This is a genomic window from Bosea sp. NBC_00550 (assembly GCF_026020075.1).
In the GTDB taxonomy this organism is placed as follows: domain Bacteria; phylum Pseudomonadota; class Alphaproteobacteria; order Rhizobiales; family Beijerinckiaceae; genus Allobosea.
Genome location: NZ_CP102772.1, coordinates 5,047,501 through 5,064,874 on the forward strand (window position 1 = coordinate 5,047,501; position 17,374 = coordinate 5,064,874).

The 17,374-nt window shown below is 65.0% G+C and carries 16 protein-coding genes and 1 pseudogene; 4 read left to right on the forward strand and 13 right to left on the reverse strand.

Features of this window, described 5'->3' with window-relative positions:
- Positions 1-103: 103 nt before the first annotated feature.
- From NWE53_RS23950 to NWE53_RS23960, 3 genes and pseudogenes are all read right to left on the reverse strand, one after another.
- Positions 104-1,504: an AtzE family amidohydrolase gene (locus NWE53_RS23950; RefSeq protein ID WP_442864893.1), complete on the reverse strand. Its 1,401-nt coding sequence runs from the start codon at positions 1,502-1,504 to the stop codon at positions 104-106.
- The gene (locus NWE53_RS23955) at positions 1,501-1,725 is read right to left on the reverse strand and encodes a DUF4089 domain-containing protein (protein ID WP_320109586.1); all 225 of its coding nucleotides are present in this window, start codon (positions 1,723-1,725) and stop codon (positions 1,501-1,503) included. Before NWE53_RS23955 ends, NWE53_RS23950 begins: the two co-directional genes overlap by 4 nt.
- A gap of 153 nt (positions 1,726-1,878) precedes the next feature.
- Positions 1,879-2,541 (reverse strand): annotated as a pseudogene (locus NWE53_RS23960) (cysteine hydrolase family protein); the annotation flags it as partial.
- A gap of 291 nt (positions 2,542-2,832) precedes the next feature.
- Between NWE53_RS23960 and atzF the strand changes: the two are divergent.
- Positions 2,833-4,641 (forward strand): allophanate hydrolase, encoded by a 1,809-nt coding sequence (atzF, locus tag NWE53_RS23965; protein ID WP_265051817.1) that lies wholly within the window; start codon positions 2,833-2,835, stop codon positions 4,639-4,641.
- On the opposite strand, the gene NWE53_RS23970 is transcribed toward atzF, so the two are convergent.
- From NWE53_RS23970 to NWE53_RS24010, 9 genes are all read right to left on the reverse strand, one after another.
- Positions 4,623-5,312 carry a GntR family transcriptional regulator gene (locus tag NWE53_RS23970; protein ID WP_265051818.1) on the reverse strand — a complete coding sequence of 230 codons (690 nt, stop codon included), beginning with the start codon at positions 5,310-5,312 and terminating at the stop codon, positions 4,623-4,625. The genes atzF and NWE53_RS23970 overlap by 19 nt on opposite strands.
- 97 nt (positions 5,313-5,409) lie before the next feature.
- Entirely contained in the window at positions 5,410-5,790 is a 381-nt protein-coding gene (hpxZ, locus tag NWE53_RS23975; protein WP_265051819.1) for an oxalurate catabolism protein HpxZ, read from the reverse strand.
- Between the two features lie 36 nt (positions 5,791-5,826).
- A complete protein-coding gene (locus tag NWE53_RS23980) occupies positions 5,827-7,539 on the reverse strand; it encodes a dipeptide ABC transporter ATP-binding protein (RefSeq protein WP_265051820.1) in 1,713 nt (570 codons plus the stop codon).
- 1 nt (position 7,540) lies between these two features.
- Positions 7,541-8,458: an ABC transporter permease gene (locus NWE53_RS23985; protein WP_442865056.1), complete on the reverse strand. Its 918-nt coding sequence runs from the start codon at positions 8,456-8,458 to the stop codon at positions 7,541-7,543.
- A gap of 14 nt (positions 8,459-8,472) precedes the next feature.
- Positions 8,473-9,486: an ABC transporter permease gene (locus NWE53_RS23990; RefSeq protein ID WP_265051821.1), complete on the reverse strand. Its 1,014-nt coding sequence runs from the start codon at positions 9,484-9,486 to the stop codon at positions 8,473-8,475.
- Between the two features lie 154 nt (positions 9,487-9,640).
- Entirely contained in the window at positions 9,641-11,227 is a 1,587-nt protein-coding gene (locus tag NWE53_RS23995; protein ID WP_265051822.1) for an ABC transporter substrate-binding protein, read from the reverse strand.
- Between the two features lie 301 nt (positions 11,228-11,528).
- Positions 11,529-12,143 (reverse strand): hypothetical protein, encoded by a 615-nt coding sequence (locus NWE53_RS24000; protein WP_265051823.1) that lies wholly within the window; start codon positions 12,141-12,143, stop codon positions 11,529-11,531.
- A 321-nt stretch (positions 12,144-12,464) separates the two neighbouring features.
- Positions 12,465-12,902: a tripartite tricarboxylate transporter permease gene (locus NWE53_RS24005; protein WP_265051824.1), complete on the reverse strand. Its 438-nt coding sequence runs from the start codon at positions 12,900-12,902 to the stop codon at positions 12,465-12,467.
- A gap of 18 nt (positions 12,903-12,920) precedes the next feature.
- On the reverse strand, positions 12,921-13,388 hold the full coding sequence (locus NWE53_RS24010; RefSeq protein WP_265051825.1) for a MarR family winged helix-turn-helix transcriptional regulator: 468 nt from the start codon (positions 13,386-13,388) through the stop codon (positions 12,921-12,923).
- A 62-nt stretch (positions 13,389-13,450) separates the two neighbouring features.
- Here NWE53_RS24010 and NWE53_RS24015 point away from each other — a divergent pair, with 62 nt between their 5' ends.
- Positions 13,451-14,581 (forward strand): FAD-dependent oxidoreductase, encoded by a 1,131-nt coding sequence (locus NWE53_RS24015; RefSeq protein ID WP_265051826.1) that lies wholly within the window; start codon positions 13,451-13,453, stop codon positions 14,579-14,581.
- A 281-nt stretch (positions 14,582-14,862) separates the two neighbouring features.
- Here the strand turns inward: NWE53_RS24015 and NWE53_RS24020 are convergent, their stop codons facing one another.
- Positions 14,863-15,573, reverse strand: coding sequence for a FadR/GntR family transcriptional regulator (locus NWE53_RS24020; RefSeq protein WP_265051827.1), 711 nt, complete (start codon positions 15,571-15,573; stop codon positions 14,863-14,865).
- A gap of 148 nt (positions 15,574-15,721) precedes the next feature.
- Here NWE53_RS24020 and NWE53_RS24025 point away from each other — a divergent pair, with 148 nt between their 5' ends.
- Together NWE53_RS24025 and NWE53_RS24030 are read left to right on the forward strand one after the other, a co-directional pair.
- On the forward strand, positions 15,722-16,591 hold the full coding sequence (locus NWE53_RS24025) for an amino acid ABC transporter permease (protein ID WP_265051828.1): 870 nt from the start codon (positions 15,722-15,724) through the stop codon (positions 16,589-16,591).
- Entirely contained in the window at positions 16,588-17,370 is a 783-nt protein-coding gene (locus NWE53_RS24030; RefSeq protein WP_320109532.1) for an amino acid ABC transporter ATP-binding protein, read from the forward strand. Before NWE53_RS24025 ends, NWE53_RS24030 begins: the two co-directional genes overlap by 4 nt.
- The last annotated feature ends 4 nt before the right edge of the window (positions 17,371-17,374 follow it).

Genomic DNA, 17,374 nt, shown 5'->3' on the forward strand with positions numbered 1-17,374 from the left:
TGCGAAACTCCGCTTTGCGGTAGTAATCTCGACGATCGGCGGTGAGGACGAAAGCGCTCGCCGCAAAGGTCCACTCGCCGTGGAATCGTCCCTGGCGGTCGAGTCAATTGCAACTCGCCAGCGGAGGTTTGACCGAGGCGACGCGGGCCTCGGCAAGGGCATAGGCTGCGCGCAGGCAGAGATCCTCGCGCCAGGGAGCGGCGATGAGCTGAACGCCGATCGGCAGGCCGCCTCCGAAGACGGGTACCGCCGCTACCGGCAGCCCGACGCAGGAGATCGGCTGGGTGAACAATCCGATATTGGGCCTCAGCGGCACGGTCTCGCCCTTCAGCATCATGGTCTTCTGGCCGAGTTCCGGCGCGACGCAGGGAGTCGCCGGCGCGACGATCAGGTCGACGGTCTCGAAAAGCCGTATCATCTCGTCGTGGAACCAACGCCGCGCCCGCTGCGCCTGGAGATACCAGGCGGTCGGCTGCAGGGCCCCGGCGAGAAAGCGGTCGCGGGTCTCGGGGTCGAAATCATCGGCGTGCTGCCGCAAGCGCTGAAGGTGAAAGGCGGAGCTCTCTCCATTGGTGATCAGGAAGGCGGCCGCGCGCGCTATGCCCGCCCCGGCGATATCGATCACTTGCGTCGCGCCGAGCGCCTCGGCGACCGCGGCAACGGCAGCTTGCGCCTCCGGCATCGAATCCGTCGCGAAATAGCCGCCCGCGATCGCGATACGCAGGCCGGACACGCCGTCCTTCAGCGTCGGCAAGGTCGGCTCTATCGCCCGGACCGCACAGGCTGGATCATGCGAGTCCCGGCCCTGCATCAGGTCATAGGCCATCGCGAGGTCTGTTACATCGCGGGCGAAGGGGCCGAGATGGTCGAGCGAATCGCAGAATGGAAAACTGCGCGTACGCGGCAGCCGGCCATAAGTCGGCTTCAGTCCAAAGACCCCGCAGAACGAACTCGGCACCCGGATCGAGCCGTTGGTGTCGGAGCCGAGCGAGATGGGCGCCAATCCCGCGGCGGTCGCGGCGCCCGAGCCCGACGACGAACCTCCAGCCATGCGGGCGAGATCATGCGGATTGCGGCAGGGTCCGTCATGGGCGTTCTCGCCGGTGAAGTCATAAGCGTATTCGCCCATGTTGAGACCGCCAAGCAGCACCGCGTCGGCCTGGCTCAGGCGCTCGATCAACAGGGCATCGCGTGCGGCCGGCGCGTGCGCGCGGTTGATCTTCGAGCCGGCGCGGGTCGGCAAGCCGCTGATGTCGAACAGGTTCTTAGCGGCGAAAGGCACGCCTGCAAGCGGCCCGAGGGCCATGCCCGCCGCGCGACGGGCGTCGATGGCCGCCGCTTGGGCCAGTGCGCGCTCGGCGGTGACATCGGTGAAGGCGTTGATAGTCGGGTTGAGCTCGTCGATGCGCTTGAGAAAGCCGCCCACGACGTCCTCGGCACTGATCGCGCCATCTCGGATATCGGCGGCGATCCGGTGGGCCGGTGCGAAGGCGTCGAAACTCACGCGAGCTCTCCGTTGCCGGATTTCCCGGCACGGAAAACGCCGGCCGGCTCGAAGGCGGCCTCGTCGAGCGGAGCCTCGAAGACGATCGTCGACATGGTCTCCGCGATCGCCAGGAACTGCAGGACCGCGGGGCGCTGATTCCCAGTGATCGTCAGACCGAGCGTGGACGCCATCGCATCGCAATGGCGCGCTGCGTCGAAGGCGGGCTTGGTGTCGCTCATTCGGCGGGCTCCAGCTTGCCAACCGGTACGGCGGCCATGATTCTGGGCGCCCTTGCACTCGCAGGTGCATGCGCGCGGCCAAGCCGGAAGCCGCCGATCCTCGCGATGAAACTCTGGACGAACATCCGGTTCACGCCGCCTTTTCCTTTGGGGCAAGCGCCTCCAGCACGCGTCCGTGGTCGATACCCAGCCGAAGATGCCGCCCTGGGCCGCGATCATACGCAAGCCAACCTCGTGGAATTCCGGGAAATACGAGGCGCAGGCATCACCAAGCACGAGGCAGCGATACCCTCTGTCGTTCGCTTCGCGCACGGTCGTATGGACGCAGACCTCGGTGGTGACGCCGCAGACCAGCAGCGTCTCGATACCGCGATTGCGGAGCATCAGGTCGAGATCGGTCTGGTAGAAGGCGCCCTTGCCGGGCTTGTCGAGCACGGGTTCGCCGGGCAGTGGCGCCAGCGCCGGCACGATCTCGTGACCCGCCTCACCACGGATCAGGATGCGGCCCATCGGCCCTTCCGCACCAATGCGCTTTTCCTTCGGCCCGCGCTGTAACTTGGCCGGCGGCGCGTCCGAGAGATCGGGCCTGTGCCCCTCGCGGGTGTGGATCACCAGCATGCCGGCGGTTCGCGCGCCCTCCAGCACGCGCCGGCAGGGCGCAACTGCCTTGACGAGCAGCGAGACATCGTTGCCAAGCGAGGCGCCGAATCCGCCCGGTTCGAGGAAGTCGCGCTGCATGTCAATGATGACCAGCGCCGTGCGGGCGAAGTCGACGGGCAGCGCGCCCGGCTTCGCGGCGATTTCGACGGCTGGCATCTGGCGCTCCTCCCGCAAAGAGAACGGAACGGGCTTTGCAAGGCCCGTGCCTATACCGGCAGGCAGCGTGCTGCCGTCGGGGTAGGAGTGGCACGTCTGCCGCGCAGCAGCTGACCTGGAAAGGAAAAACGCGGTCCCCAGCCATCCCCCTTCAGGACTCTGAAGATAGTCGCGCTACTCCTTTGCAGAACTCTCCCAGCAAAGCGCCTTGCATAATCTTTGCATGCAATCGCGCTGAGATTGCTCACTTAATAGCCAATTAGCCCATGCCACCGAAACGGAAGCCGGCCAGTGCAGACTCTGAGTGAAACCCTCTCTGCCCATCGCGACGGAAGCCGCACCCTCGCGCAGACCGTCGCCGGGAGCTATGCCCGGCTACGCGCGCTGGACGATCCGGCGATGTTCATTGCGCTCAAGCCCGAGTCCGAGGCGCTGGCCGAGGCGGAGCGGTTGCAGGCGGAGGGAGCGCGCGGCCGTGCGCTGTGGGGCGTTCCGGTCGCCATCAAGGACAATATCGATGTCGTCGGGCTGCCCACCACCGCGGCATGCCCGGCCTTCGCCTATGTGCCCGCGCAGGATGCCGCCGCCGTCGCCCGTTTGAGGGCCGCCGGCGCCATCGTGATCGGCAAGACGAATCTCGACCAGTTCGCCACCGGGCTTAACGGAACGCGCTCGCCCTATGGCACGCCACGCAACGCGCTGCGGGCGGATCTGGTGCCCGGCGGCTCCAGCTCCGGCTCGGCCAGTGCAGTCGCTTCCGGCGTCGTCCCCATTGCGCTGGGCACGGACACCGCCGGCTCCGGGCGTGTGCCGGCCGGCCTGCAGAACCTCGTCGGGCTCAAGCCGAGCCTCGGCCTGGTTCCGACAGCGGGCGTCGTGCCGGCGTGCCGCACGCTCGACTGCGTCTCGGTTTTTGCGTTGACGGTCGATGACGCGATGGCGGTGCTGGAAGAGATCTCGGGTGTCGATGCCGCCGACCCGTTCTCCCGGCCCGTAGCGCTCGGGCGGCTCGGCGCATTGCCGCCGCATCAGAGAATTGCCATCCCGCGACCCGCCGATCTCGACTTCGACGGCGATGCGGCGGCAGCCGCGAGCTTTGCGCTGGCGGTCGAGCGCGCGCGGGGGCTGGGCGCGACCATCGTCCCAATCGATATGACGCCATTCTACGAGACGGCCCGCCTGCTTTATGACGGCCCCTGGGTGGCCGAGCGCTTCCTTGCGGTCCGCGGACTGCTCGCACGCGACCCCGAAGCGATCCTGCCCGTCATCAGGCAGGTCATCGCCGGCAGGCCCTTGCCCGATGCGGCCGACACCTTCGCGGCGCAATACAGGCTGGCCGAGCTCGCTCTCGCCGCCAGTGCCTCGCTGAAAGGCATCGATGCGATGATGGTGCCGACTGCGCCGAGGCCGGTGACGCTGGCCGAGATGGCAGCCGACCCGGTCGGCAGGAACTCGCTGCTCGGCCGCTACACCAATTTCGTCAATCTGCTCGATATGTGCGCGCTCGCCGTGCCGGTGACCCTGGCCGGGGACGGCACGGCGGCGGGGGTCACCTTCATCGCGCCGTCCGGCCGCGATGCAGCGCTGGCCACGCTGGGCCGCGCCTTTCATCATGCCGCCGGCTTGAGGCTCGGCACTCTGGACGCGCCGATGCCGCCGCTCGCGGAGCTCCCGATCGTCGCCCCGCCCGGCGCGATCGAGATTGCGGTCGTCGGTGCCCATCTGTCGGGCATGCCGCTCAACGGCGAGCTGACCGCGCTGGGCGCTACGTTTCTGCGCGCGACAACCACGAGCGAGGACTACAGGCTCTTCGCTTTGCCCGGCGGCCCGCCCGCCCGGCCCGGCCTGATCCGCGTCCGCAACGGTGGAGCCGCCATCGCGCTCGAGGTCTGGGCGCTCCCTGCAGAAGGCTTCGGCCGCTTCGTCGCCGGAATCCCCACGCCACTCGGCATCGGCACGCTCGCGCTGGCCGACGGTACGCGGGTCAAGGGCTTCCTCTGCGAGCAGATCGCGACGGAGGACGCGCGCGACGTGACCGAATTCGGCGGCTGGCGGGCTTTCGCGGCAGCCCAGATCGAGCCTCAGGGCGCTCGCGCGTAACTCCTGAAGGCATCGCGCACGATGCCGATATGGGCGCGCATCGCCTCTGCCGCACCGGGCTGGTCGCCTCGCAGGATCGCCTGCACGATCAAGTCGTGCTCCTGGTAGGAGCCTCCCAGCCGACCGGTCGTCCGGAACTGCGCCCTGCGAAACGGCGCGACTCGCGCACGCGTCATCAAAGTCAGTTCGGCGAGGTAGCCATTATGCGTGCCCGCATATATGGCGGCGTGAAAAGCCTCGTTGGTCTCGTGATAGCGCAGGGGATCGCCCTCATGCACCAGCGCGCGCAGCGCCTGATGCAAACCCTCCAGGCCGCGCCGTTCGGGCACGGTCATGTTGCGGGCGGCGAGCCCCGCACAGAGAGCTTCGAGTTCGGCCATCGCCTCGAACATGTCGTCGAGCTGCGTCGGTGTCGGCAAGGCCACCACCGCGCCGCGATGCGGCCGCACGCTGACCAGGCCTGATGCTGCGAGCTGGCGGATCGCCTCGCGCACAGGTGTGCGCGAGACGCCGAATCGCGCCGCCAGCTCCTGCTCGTCGAGAGGCGTTCCCGGTTCGAGCACGCCCGATATGATCTCGTCGGCGATCTGCAGGCGAAGGGCTTCGGTCCGCGTCCGCGGTGGCGCTGCAGGCTTGGATATCGCTAAGGCGGCGGCGGGGTGGGGCGGCATGATCAGGTTCGGAGGGAAGGCGGAATTGCCGATGCCTGCATAGCAGCCAGAGCGATGGTGGTCATGCCGTCACGCAGCATGTGCTGCCGCCAGCTGCTCATTCGGGGATGACGCTGACATGAGCGCTGACGACGCGCCAGCCTTCCGCGAACTTGATCCAGGTCTGGCTCTGCCGACCGACCTTCCCGACCATGCTGTCGCGCCGGAACATGGTGTTCGCCGTCGCCGTGGTGTCGCCATACGTTGTGATGACGGTGCGCTCGATCGCGCGCATCACCCCAACCGGCGAGCGGGCCGAGCGGAAAGCGGCGATCTCGCTGTAGCCGTACAGGTTTTCGGCGACCCCGTAGCGCAGCGTATGCGGGCTGTCCTTGAACAGCTTGTCCAACGTCGCGACGTCGTTTGTGGTCAGCGCCTTCTCGTACTCAGCGAAGGCGGCCTCGACTTCGGCCAGCACCGTGGGGTCGTTGATCTTCATCGGCAGGCGTCTCCAGAGGCGTCGGGCAGGAACCGCTCATAACGGCGGGTGCGGAATCGCGGTCAGCAATTCCCTCGTATACTCCGCCTTGGGATCGCCGAGCACCTCCTCGGCTGTGCCTTCCTCGACGATCGAGCCCGTCTTCATCACGATCACCCGGTCGCAGAGCAGCCGCACCACGTTGAGATCGTGCGAGACGAAGAGGTAGCTCATGCCGAGCCGCCCCTTCAGCTCTTCCAGCAGGTTCAGCACCACCGCCTGGACGGAGACGTCCAGCGCAGCGGTGGGCTCGTCGAGAATGACCAGATCGGGGTCGAGCGCGATCGCACGCGCAATGCCCACACGTGCCTTCTGCCCGCCCGAGAGCTGATGGGGAAACCGGTCGATCAGCTCGACCGGCAGGCCGACGAGCCGCGCCAGCTCCTCGCAGCGTGCGCGCAAGGCATCGCGTCCCTTGATCGTACCCATCCGCATGATCGGGTCGGCAATGGCCCGCTCTGCGGTGAAGCGCGGATTGAGGCTGTCGGTCGGGTCCTGGAACACCATCTGGATGCGCCGGCGATGCGGCGACGCGGCGAATTGCTTGGCGGGAATCGCGCCGATATCGGTGCCGTCGAAGACGATCCTGCCGCCGCTGGGGTCGATCAGCCGCGTGAGCATCATCGAGGTCGTCGATTTGCCGCAGCCGGATTCGCCAACGAGCCCCAGCGTCTCGCCCCTGGCGACGCTGAAGCTGATGCCGTCGACGGCGCGGAAGGGCGCTGGCGGCTCAGCCGGACCCTTGCCGAGCAGCTTGGCGAAGAGGCTGCCGCTCGCCGGCCGCGGATATTCCTTGATCAGGTTCTCGACCTGCATCAGCGGGCCGGTCTTGGCCACCGGTTTCAGGGCAGCGGCGGCCGTTCTGGCCTCGCCGGGCACTGTTTTCGGCGCTTCGGGCAAGAGATCCGCGAGGCTGGTGTCCAGCCGCGGCGTCGCCTTCATCAGCTTGCGGGTATAGGGGTGCTGCGGGTTGCGGAAGATCTCGCCGGCCAGGGCGGTCTCGACGACCTTGCCCTTCTCCATCACGACGACCTTGTCGCAATAGGCGGCGGCGAGGCCGAGATCGTGCGTGATCAGGATCGTCGACATGCCACGCTCTCGGGTCAGTTCTACGATCAGGTCCATCACCGCCTTCTGGGTGGTGACGTCGAGGCCCGTCGTCGGCTCGTCGGCGATCAACAGCTGCGGCTGGCAGGCCAGCGCGAGCGCGATCACGACGCGCTGGCACATGCCGCCCGACAGCTCGAACGGATAGGCGTCGTAGCGCTCCTCGGGGCGGGCGATCTTGACCTTGGTCAGCGCCTCGACAGCCTTCTCCTTGGCCGTCGCACGCGTCGCCTGGACATGCTGCAACAGCACGTCCTCGATCTGCTTTCCGACCTTGCGGATCGGGTTGAGCGCCGCGCGCGGGTTCTGGAAGATCATCGAGATCTCCCGCCCGCGCAGATCGCGCATCTGGGTCTCGTCGGCTGCGACGAGATCGACGCCCGAGAACGAGATCTTGCCTTCGGCGACGCGGCCCGCGCGATCGAGAATCCGCACCACGGCATAGGACGTGACCGACTTGCCCGAGCCGGACTCGCCGACGATCGCCACCGTTTCGCCCTTGGCGACGCTGATATCGATCGATTTGACCGCCTGCACCGCGCCGCGCCGGGTGGCGAACTCGACGGTGAGGTTCTTTATCTCGAGCAGCGGCACCGCGGTCATGTCAGTTCCTCCGCTGCGGGTCGACGAGATCGCGCACGCCATCGCCGAGCAGGTTGAAGCAAAACACGGCGATCATCAGGGCGAGGCCCGGGAAGAAGGCAATCCACCACTCGCCGGAGACGATGAAGCTCGCACCCTCGGCCACCATGATCCCCCATTCCGGCGTCGGCGGGCGCACGCCCAGCCCGATGAAGGAGAGACCTGCCGCATTCAGGATCGCGTAGCCCATGGTCAGGGACATCTGCACCGCCATGATGGGCATGATGTTCGGCACGATCTGGGTCAGGAGCAGCCGCCAGTCGGAATTGCCCGAAAGCCGCGCCGCCTGCACGAAGCCGGAATCGCGGCGCACATTCGCCTCGGCGCGCGCGACGCGGGCATAAAGCGGGAAGTTGATGATCGCGGTCGCCAGCACGATGTTTCCGACCGAGTTGCCGAGCGCGGCCACGATCCCCATCGCCAGCACGAACAGCGGAAAGGCCATGATCGTATCGGCGATGCGGCCGACGACCTTGTCGACCCAGCCGCCATAGAATCCGGCCATGACGCCGGCCAGTCCGCCCATCAGGAAGACCAACGCCACCGAGAAGATCGCGATCGAGAAGTCCAGGCGCGTCGCCGCCACCACGCGGCTGAAGATGTCGCGGCCGAGCTGGTCCGTGCCGAACCAGTGCGCCCGGCTCGGCGCCTGCAGGGCGGCGTTGGTGTTGCTCGCCAGCGGGTCGTAGGGAACGATCGAAGGGCCGAAGATCGCCGCCAGCAGGATCAGCGCGAACAGTCCGAAGGCGAGCCCGGTGACCGGGTTCTCGGCCACGATGTGGCGCGCATGCGTCCACAAGCTGGTGGAAGGCGGCGCTTCGAAGCGCAGCGCCGGGGCGGGTTCGACTGTCGGGGCGGGCGCCGGCTCGACGTTGGCGATGTCGTTCACGGGCTTCACCCCTCCAGCCTTACGCGGGGATCGATGACCCCGTAGAGCACGTCGATCATCAGGTTCAGGGCGACGTAGAGGATCGCCATTGTCAGCACGAAGCCCTGGATCGGCGCGTAGTCCGACGCGATCAGCGCCTCGACCGCGTAGGAACCGACGCCGGGCCAGGCAAAGACCTTTTCGACCAGCACGTTGGCACCGAGCAGGAAGGAGAACACCATGCCCAGCGTTGTCACCACCGGCAGCATGGCGTTCCGGAAAGCATAAGTGCCGATGACCTTGCGGTTCGTCAGGCCGCTGGCGCGCGCCGTGCGCACGAAATCGGCGCCGAGCACGGCCAGCATCGATGCCCGCGTCATGCGGGTAATCGGGGCCAGCGAGAAGATGGCGAGCGTTACCGCCGGCAGGATCAACTGAGCGAAAGCCCCCCGGAAGGTCTCGAAATCCCGCGCTACCAGGGTGTCGATCAGGAGCAGGCCGGTAACGCGAGGCGGCTCGGAGGCGAAGACGTCGAGCCGCCCGAGCGGCGCCGGTGACCAGCCGAGCAGAAAATAGAAGACGTAGACGAGGAGAAGCCCGGTGAAGAACACCGGCAGCGAGACGCCCGCGGTCGCCACGACGCGGCAGAGATGGTCGATCCAGGAACCCTGCTTCACAGCCGCCAGCACGCCGAGCGGCAAGGCGACCGCCATGGCGAGCAGCAGCCCGGCCAGCGTCAGTTCGGCGGAGGCTGGCAGGCGCGCGGCGAGGTCGGCCGTCACAGGCTGGCCGGTGGTCAGCGAGGTCCCGAGATTACCCTTCACCAGCGCGGTGACGTAGGACACGAACTGCACGGGCAGCGGCTGGTCGAGCCCGAGCTTGGAGCGGATCTCGATGATCGCCTGCGGCGAGGCGGCAGGGCCAGCGAAATAGGCAGCCGTATCGCCCGGCAGCACCCGCGTCAGCAGGAAGGTGACGATGATCACGCCGATGACCGACGGGATCGTGGTCATCAGGCGCTGGCCGATCATGCGCAGCATAGCGTCTTTCCTTCATCCAAACGCGCGGTCATTCGGGCGGAGCGAAGCGGAGGCCGGAATCCATCGTAGAAAGTCGCGCCTTACGATGGATTCCGGATCGGCGCCGCTACGCGGCTTGCCCGGAATGCCGGTGAGGTTCCTCGGCCAGAACCGCTCACCCCTTGGTGAGGTAGCGGAAATCTGGCTCGCGGCAGGGCTGGAACTGGTAGCCGCCGATCGACTTCTGCAGCGCCACGTCATGGGTTGGCTGGTTGATCGGCACCATCGGCACCTCGTTTTCCACCAGCTTGATGAAGTCGATCACATTGGCGTCGTAGGCGGCCTTGTCGGGCGCGAAGCGGGCGGCATCGACGAGCTTGTCCAGCGCCGGGTTCTGGTACGCGGCGATGTTGAAGATCGAGTTGTTGCCGTGCATCGTCCAGAACAGATAGTAATCGGGATAGTCGAGCCAGCCAGCGAAACGGTTTAGCACCATCGGGTTGGTCTTCTTGGCGATTTCGGTGCGGAAGTTCGCGCCTGGAACCTTGTTGATCTCGACGGTTATGCCAATGCCGGCCAGCGCTTCCTTGATCAGCACAGCCATCGGCTCGGCGACAGTCGCATTGCCCGCGTCGAAATACAGCGTCGTCGAGAAGGGGCCGCCTGCGGCATCGACGAGGGCCTTGGCCTTGGCGACGTCGCTCTTATAGGGGAAGGGCTGCGGCCAGGCGACTTTCGGCTCGGTGCCGCCCGACATATCGACGCCGCGGCCGAAAAGCGAGGCCTGCAGAATCTTCTCATAAGGCATCACCCAGGCCACGGCCTGGCGCAGGCGGACATCCTTGAACGGGCCGACCTGCGTGTTGAGATAGCAGCCCCAGACGCCGTTGGGGATCGGCACGCCGACGACATTGACCTTGCCCGCGTCGAGCAGGTCCTTGAAGTCCTTCGGCGGCAGACCGTATGAGACGTCCGCATCGCCGCGCTCCATCAAAGCCCTGCGGGTCGAGGGCGAGGCGATGTCGCGCGCGATGATGCGGCGCAGCTGCGGCAGCTTTCCGCATTTCCAGTCGTCATTGCGGACATAGATCGTCTCGACGCCCGGCTTCCAGCTCTCGACCTTGTAGGCGCCGGAGCCGGCGACGTTGTTCTTCAGCCATTCCTTGGCATGGGGGTCGCCACCGCCATTCTTGATCGCGAGCTCGGAGTCGAAGACGAACGGGATCGTGACCGCGAGGTTCGGCAGCGTCATCTTGTCCTTGCGGACGAAGTCGACGCGAAAGGTCTTCTCGTCGACGACGACGAATTGCTCGGGCTTCTCCAGCGAGCCGGCATTCATCTGCGTCGTGGAGAAGCCGCCGATCGTGCAGGCGCGATCGAGCGACCATTTGACGTCGGTCGCAGTGACCTTGCGGCCCGAATGGAAGGTGGCGTCGCGGAGCTTGAAGGTGCAGCTCATGCCGTCCGACGCGACCTGCCAGCTCTCGGCCAGCTCCCCCTCGAGCTCGCCCATCGAGATGGTGTTGCCGCCGCCGCCGGAGATCGGCACCGGCTTGAAGCGCAGCAGGCGGTCATAGCAGTTTAGCGCGACGCCATTGACCGGCTGCGACGAGCCGATGCCCTGCATGTCGAGGCTGTTGGGCCCGTACTCCTGAACCAGCAGCAGGGTTTCAGCCCGGCCAACGGCCTGGGCTTGCGCCTGGCTACGCGCGACGAACGGCGCGGCAAGACCTGCGGCGATGGCGGTGCGGCGTGTGATCATCGGTTGGAGACCCCTCGTTTTGCCAGTCGGATGTCGCGGCGCGCCGGATGATGGGAAGCGCCCCCGCAGACCGCGCGTTCGGCCGCAGCGCGAGCGCTGTCTCGGCGCGCGGCGGCTCGGGCTGGACTCGGACGAAGATGCGGTTTGGCGTCGGCGCACATGGCGCTTTCAAAGCACGTAGCGTGCCAGCGGGTAGGGAACTGAAATGCTTTCAAAAAGGCGCGCGTCGCCGAATGCGTACGCCGCATTGTATGCAATGCGCAGAAAGATGCCTAAAAAATTGGCCGATATACTAGATGCCCTAGCCTGCGCCGCTTAGCGCGGCGCGGATCCCGATCTCAGCCGAATCGAGAATGCCGAAGTCGGCGGCGGGTTCGCTTAGCCGAGCAGCATAGCCCGACAGATTGGTGCTCCAGAACATGACGGTGTCGAGCGACGACCGGGCGGCCAGATCCCGGGCCTTCGCCAGCAACGTGTCGCTACCGACATAGGCTGCATCGAGATTGTCGACGATGCCGAGCCAGCTGTGGTCGATGATGTCCACGCCCTGTGAGCGGAACCTCTCGAGGATATCGAGGGATTCGATCTCGTCGCCCTGAGTGACGAACCCGATCCTTTTCTCAGCCGCCGCCGTCAGGAGCGCGACGGCCGCGAGCGACGTTGTGACCGCCGGGATTCCCGTCCGGTCCTCGATCCGCCGGCACAGCTCGCGATCGGCGTCGAAGCCCAGCGCTGCCCCGCGCGTCGCGTTCCAACAAATCACATCGACGCCAGCATCGGCCAGCAGCATGGCAGCGCCGTCGAACGGTTCGAGCCTGTAGCCGGGCGCTGTACCGGTCTCGACGATCCCGCCATAAGGCACGCGCGCGATGCAGCAGTCGATGTTCGGGTGGCCCGCAAGCATCTGGCCCGCCACGCGCTCGACGACCCTGTTGGACGACGGGACGATCAGGCCGATGGCGCGGCGCGAACAAGCTGTCTCGGACATGGCAGGCCGCGTGCTCCGGCTGATAGGGGCGCCGGATATGAATCCAGCTGGCATATCGCTTTGCGATCAATAGCCTTCATCTGTCGAGTGAATGCGCCCACGCATGCAGTGGACGACAGCATGTCCATCTGTCCGCCTATCGACCAGGCACCACGCCGCTCCGACCGAAATGTCAGATCCCGCGGTTTCTCGATGTACGGGATCGGCGCATTTGCCCATTGCCGCTTTGGCCCATGCCCAAGAGCGTTTTCAACCGGCCGTATGTTGCTCGTTGGCTTTGGCGCTTCTCAAGGAAGCGACAATGGTCCAGCCAACGATTGCGATGGTGATCGCGGCGAGGACGGCAGCGATCGGGCGGTCGACGAGGCCGATCAGCCTGCCGTCGGATTTGATCATCGAGTTGATGAAATACTCCTCCAGCAAGGGCCCGAGCACGACGCCGAGGATGACCGGCGCGACGGGGAAATCGTTTTCCTCCAGCACGAAGGCCAGCACGCCGAAGGCGAGCATCAATCCGACGTCGAACAGCGAGTTGTTGATCGCGTAAGAGCCGACAATGGCGAACAGGAGAATGATCGGCATCAGCATCCTGCGCGGCACGCTGGGTGACGTCTCAACGTCAGCTCCAAGCGAGACGCTGCCTATCAGCGCAAAACTCTCGCCATACGAGCTCACGACCAGATGCATTTGATGCCGGCTCGATTCTTAATCCCTCACGGGGTTCGGCTGCATCGTCTCGACGTTGTCGAGCACGCGGCGGAGCAGCCGAACCAGGGTCGTGACCTCGGCATCGGACAGCCCTTCGGTCATTTCGGTATTGGCTTGTCGCAGCGCTTGACGCCCTGCCGGCAATTTTTCAATGGCGGCGTCCGTGAGTGAAACGAGGCTGCTGCGGCGGTCTCGCGGATCGGGATCTCGGCGGACGAGCCCATCCCGCTCCATACGCCCGAGAAGCTGCGCCATCGTCGGCTGCTCGACCTTGGCGAGACGGGCGAGCTCGGACTGAGCCAATCGTTCTCCGTTCCGCAACATCGAGAGCACCGGCAACTGCGCGGTGGCGAGACCGAGCGGGCGCAGCCGCGCATCGCCGACGCGCGTCAAACCCCGCGCGATGCGGCTCAGATAATGTCCGGGGTGTTCGAGCGGTTGCCAGCCATCGTCGTCGAGCGCCATTGCATAGCATCCTATGTTTAGTTATATAGTATCCTATCTAACTAAAGGAACGGCTTATGACAATGATGGGAACGATCGGCATCGTTGGCGGTGGACCGGGCGGACTAATGCTCGCCAGACTGCTGCAACGGCGCGGGCGCAAGGTGGTCATTTTCGAACGCGACGCCAACATCGACGCGCGGCCACAGGGCGGCTCGCTCGACATGCATGCGGAAACCGGCCAGCGCGCGATGCGGCAGGCTGATCTCGAACACGCATTCGCAGCGGAGGCTCGCCCGGAAGACCAAGGCGACAGGTTGTATGACCAGCATGGCACGCTGCTGTTCGACCGCGATGGCTCGGGAGACGACCGACCCGAGATCGACCGCACGGCATTGCGTCGCATCCTCGTCGACTCGCTCGAACCCGGCACGATCCAGTGGAACGCGAAAGTGGCAACGGTCGAGTCTGTCGATGGCGGCGTGCAAGTCGTCCTCGACCGCGTCTCCCACCGCTTCGCTGCCGTGGTCGGTGCCGATGGGGCGTGGTCGCGGGTTCGCCCGTTGCTCACCGATGCACGACCCGCTTACGAAGGCGTGACACTCGTCGAGCTCGGGTTCGACGTCGCCCGCCACCCGCATGTCGACCGGCTCGTCGGGAGCGGCAAGATGTTCGCGGTGGGTGCCAATCGCGTGCTGATCGCGCAGCGAAACGGGGACGGTCATATCCGCGGTTACGCCGGGCTACGGATGAAGGAAGACGAAGCACGTCGCTGGGCGCAACTCCCTGGCGATGAGGTCCGGGCTCACGTGCTGGATGCCTTCGCGGAATTCGCCCCCGCCTTGACCAAGCTGATCATCGACGGCGATCTTCTCGCGGTACGGCCTCTATATGCGCTCCCCATCGGGCTGAGCTGGGCTCCGGTACGGGGGATCACAGTGATCGGCGACGCGGCGCATCTGATGTCGCCGTTCAGTGGCGAAGGCGTGAATCTCGCGCTCGCCGACGCAGTCGATCTGGCGGAGGCGCTGACTTCGGGTAAAGGCTGGGATGCGATTGCGGCGTTCGAGGCGATGATGGCCGGTCGCGCCGGGGAGGCTGCGAAAGGCGCGGCTGCCGGACTCGACAGCGCCGTCTCTTTGCAAGGGGTGGCGCCGGTGCTTGAACATTACAAGGAGCGTGTCATCGCTTCGAGCGACCGACTCTCGGTTTGACCTGCCTGTGGAAGACCCTTCCGGCAGGAGCGGCATCGGTCGATCCAGGCGCTCGGATCATCCTGGATCGCACCCCGGCGAAAGCGTCGCAAGGACGTCCGCTGTTCGGCGAGCGGTCAACGTCCGCGACCGACCCAGGACCAAGGCATCGCCCTTATGAGGGCCCCGCTCTTCAAGAAGATGCCTTATGCACGATCAGGCATAGCGTTGGACATTCGCCAATGAGGCCGAATGGATCAACGCTGGTCCAGCTCACATTCGAAGGGCGGACAACGACCAGGTCACCTTCCAGGACCAGTTCCACTGCCGCCATTCACGCCCCCGATTTGAAACTGGGTAAGCTTGACGCCTCCGCGCTCGGCCGTCGCGGCGATATGATCCATCATGGCCTGCGCACTCTTGACGAAGCAGCCGGTTTCCAGCGCCTCAACGATGAGCCGGTGCTCGGCGGCCGTAAATTCCAACGTTTCCATGCGACTCATGGGAATGCGCTGGGCCTCGAGGATGACCCTATGCGCGCTCATGAAGCTCCCGATAAGCACCGTATTTCCGGAGGCCTCGACGATAATGACATGAAATTTCCGGTCGTTTGATGCCAGAGAGACGAGGTCTTGCCGCGTCGCCGCCTCGACCATCGCGGCAAGGCACGCCTTGAGCTCCTCCATGATGGCTGACGTCATGCGTGTGGCCGCCAAGCCCGCAGCATACCCTTCCAGACTATAGCGAAATTCGTAGACTTCCTTTGGCGCAGCAAGCCCGAGGTGACGCCAGTGCGGCACCCTGGCTTCCGGGGCCACCACGAATACACCTTTCCCGACCTCGACTCGCAAAAGGCCGATCGTCTCGAGAATCGAGATCGCCTCGCGCAGGGACGATCGGCTGATTCCAAGCTGCTCCGACAAGATGCGCTGTGACGGCAGCTTTTGACCGGGTTCCACCTGCCCCCGCTCGATCATCTCCTGCAGTTTTCTAACCGTCTCGTGAGGCACCATGTGGCGCTCGGGAAGGTGTGACGATTGCATTTCGGCTCCGACGGCAAACGAAGAGCGCACTCCCTGAGAAGCCCGCGATTGACACAGCATTGCTCGGATGCTTGGTTCTCAGCAAGTGGTCAGACCGGTCGGATGTCTTGGAGGTTTAATGTCGTCGACGCAGCCTGCAAGGATCGTTCCGGCAACCTATTGGGGTCAGCGCTTTGCCGTGCTGCTGCTTTGCACCGTTGTCGGCTGGCTGCTCGTGCAGGTGGCGCGCACAGACAACGTGAATTGGTCGGTCATTCCGGAATATCTGTTCAACGCTTCGATCCTCTCCGGCATTCGCCTGACGCTTTTGATGACGTTCCTCGCCGTGGCGATCGGGGTCGCCGGCGGCATCGTCTTGGCCGCGATGAAGGAGTCGCGGAACGCCATGCTCTCGACCGCGGCGGGCATTTACATCTGGTTTTTCCGCGGCACGCCGCTGCTCGTTCAGCTGATCTTCTGGTTCAATATCCAGCTGTTCATTCCGTCGGTCGGCGTCGCGGGCTATTCGATCAATACCAACGCGCTTGTGTCGCCGTTTACGGCAGCCCTGCTCGCGCTCAGCCTGAATGAAGCAGCCTATATGGCCGAGATCGTGCGAGGCGGGCTTCTGGCGGTCGACAAAGGGCAGTCGGAAGCTGCAATGGCCTTAGGATATACGCCTGGGCAGACCTTTCGCAAGATCATCCTGCCTCAGGCAATGCGTGTCATCATTCCACCGATCGGAAATCAAACGATCTCGATGCTGAAGACGACGTCGCTGGTTTCTTTCGTGGCAGCCCAGGATTTGCTGACACGGGTTCAAAATATATATGCAAAGAACTTTCTGGTCATCGAGCTGCTGTTCGTTGCGGCTATCTGGTACTTGGTGATGACGAGCGTTGCCACGGTTATACAAGGTTGGATCGAGCGCAGGTTGAGCCGCGCTTCGACCAAACGGCCCGCGCGGTTGTCTCCGAGGCAGCTCGCAGCAAGCGCAGGGCAAGCATGATGACCGGGCAAGAATTCGTGGTTCAGGCCGAAGGGGTCCGCAAATCCTACGGCTCGATCGAGGTGCTAAGCGGGATCGACCTCAATCTCAAAGCCGGCGAAGTGGCCTGCATCATCGGGCCTTCCGGAAGCGGCAAGTCGACCTTTCTGCGTTGCATCAATCATCTCGAAAAAATCGATGCCGGACGGATTCTCGTGAACGGCAAGCTGGTGGGCTACCACCAGCGTGGCGACACGCTCTACGAGATGAAACATGCTGAACTGGCTCGGCAACGCCGGGACATCGGGATGGTTTTTCAGCGGTTCAATCTGTTCGCGCATCTCGATGTGATGACCAACATCACGCAAGGTCCCATGCTCTTGAAGGGCGAAGCGAGGGACGTGGCGGTCGAGAACGCGCGACGGCTTCTCGCTATGGTCGACCTTCGCGAGAAGGAGCATGCCATGCCGGCAGAGCTTTCCGGCGGGCAGCAGCAACGTGTTGCGATCGCACGCGCACTCGCCATGAAACCCAGCTTGATGCTGTTCGACGAGCCTACCTCCGCGCTTGATCCAGAACTGGTGGGCGAGGTGCTGGCGGTGATGAAGCGATTGGCACGGGAAGGCATGACCATGCTGATCGTCACACATGAGATCGGCTTCGCGAGGGAAGTCGCGGATCGCGTGGTCTTTATAGACGGGGGGGTGATCGTCGAGGAAGGCCCGGCTCGGGAAGTTCTGCAGAATCCGCAAAAAGATCGGACGAAGAGTTTCCTCAGCCGGATCAACAATCACAATTGACAGG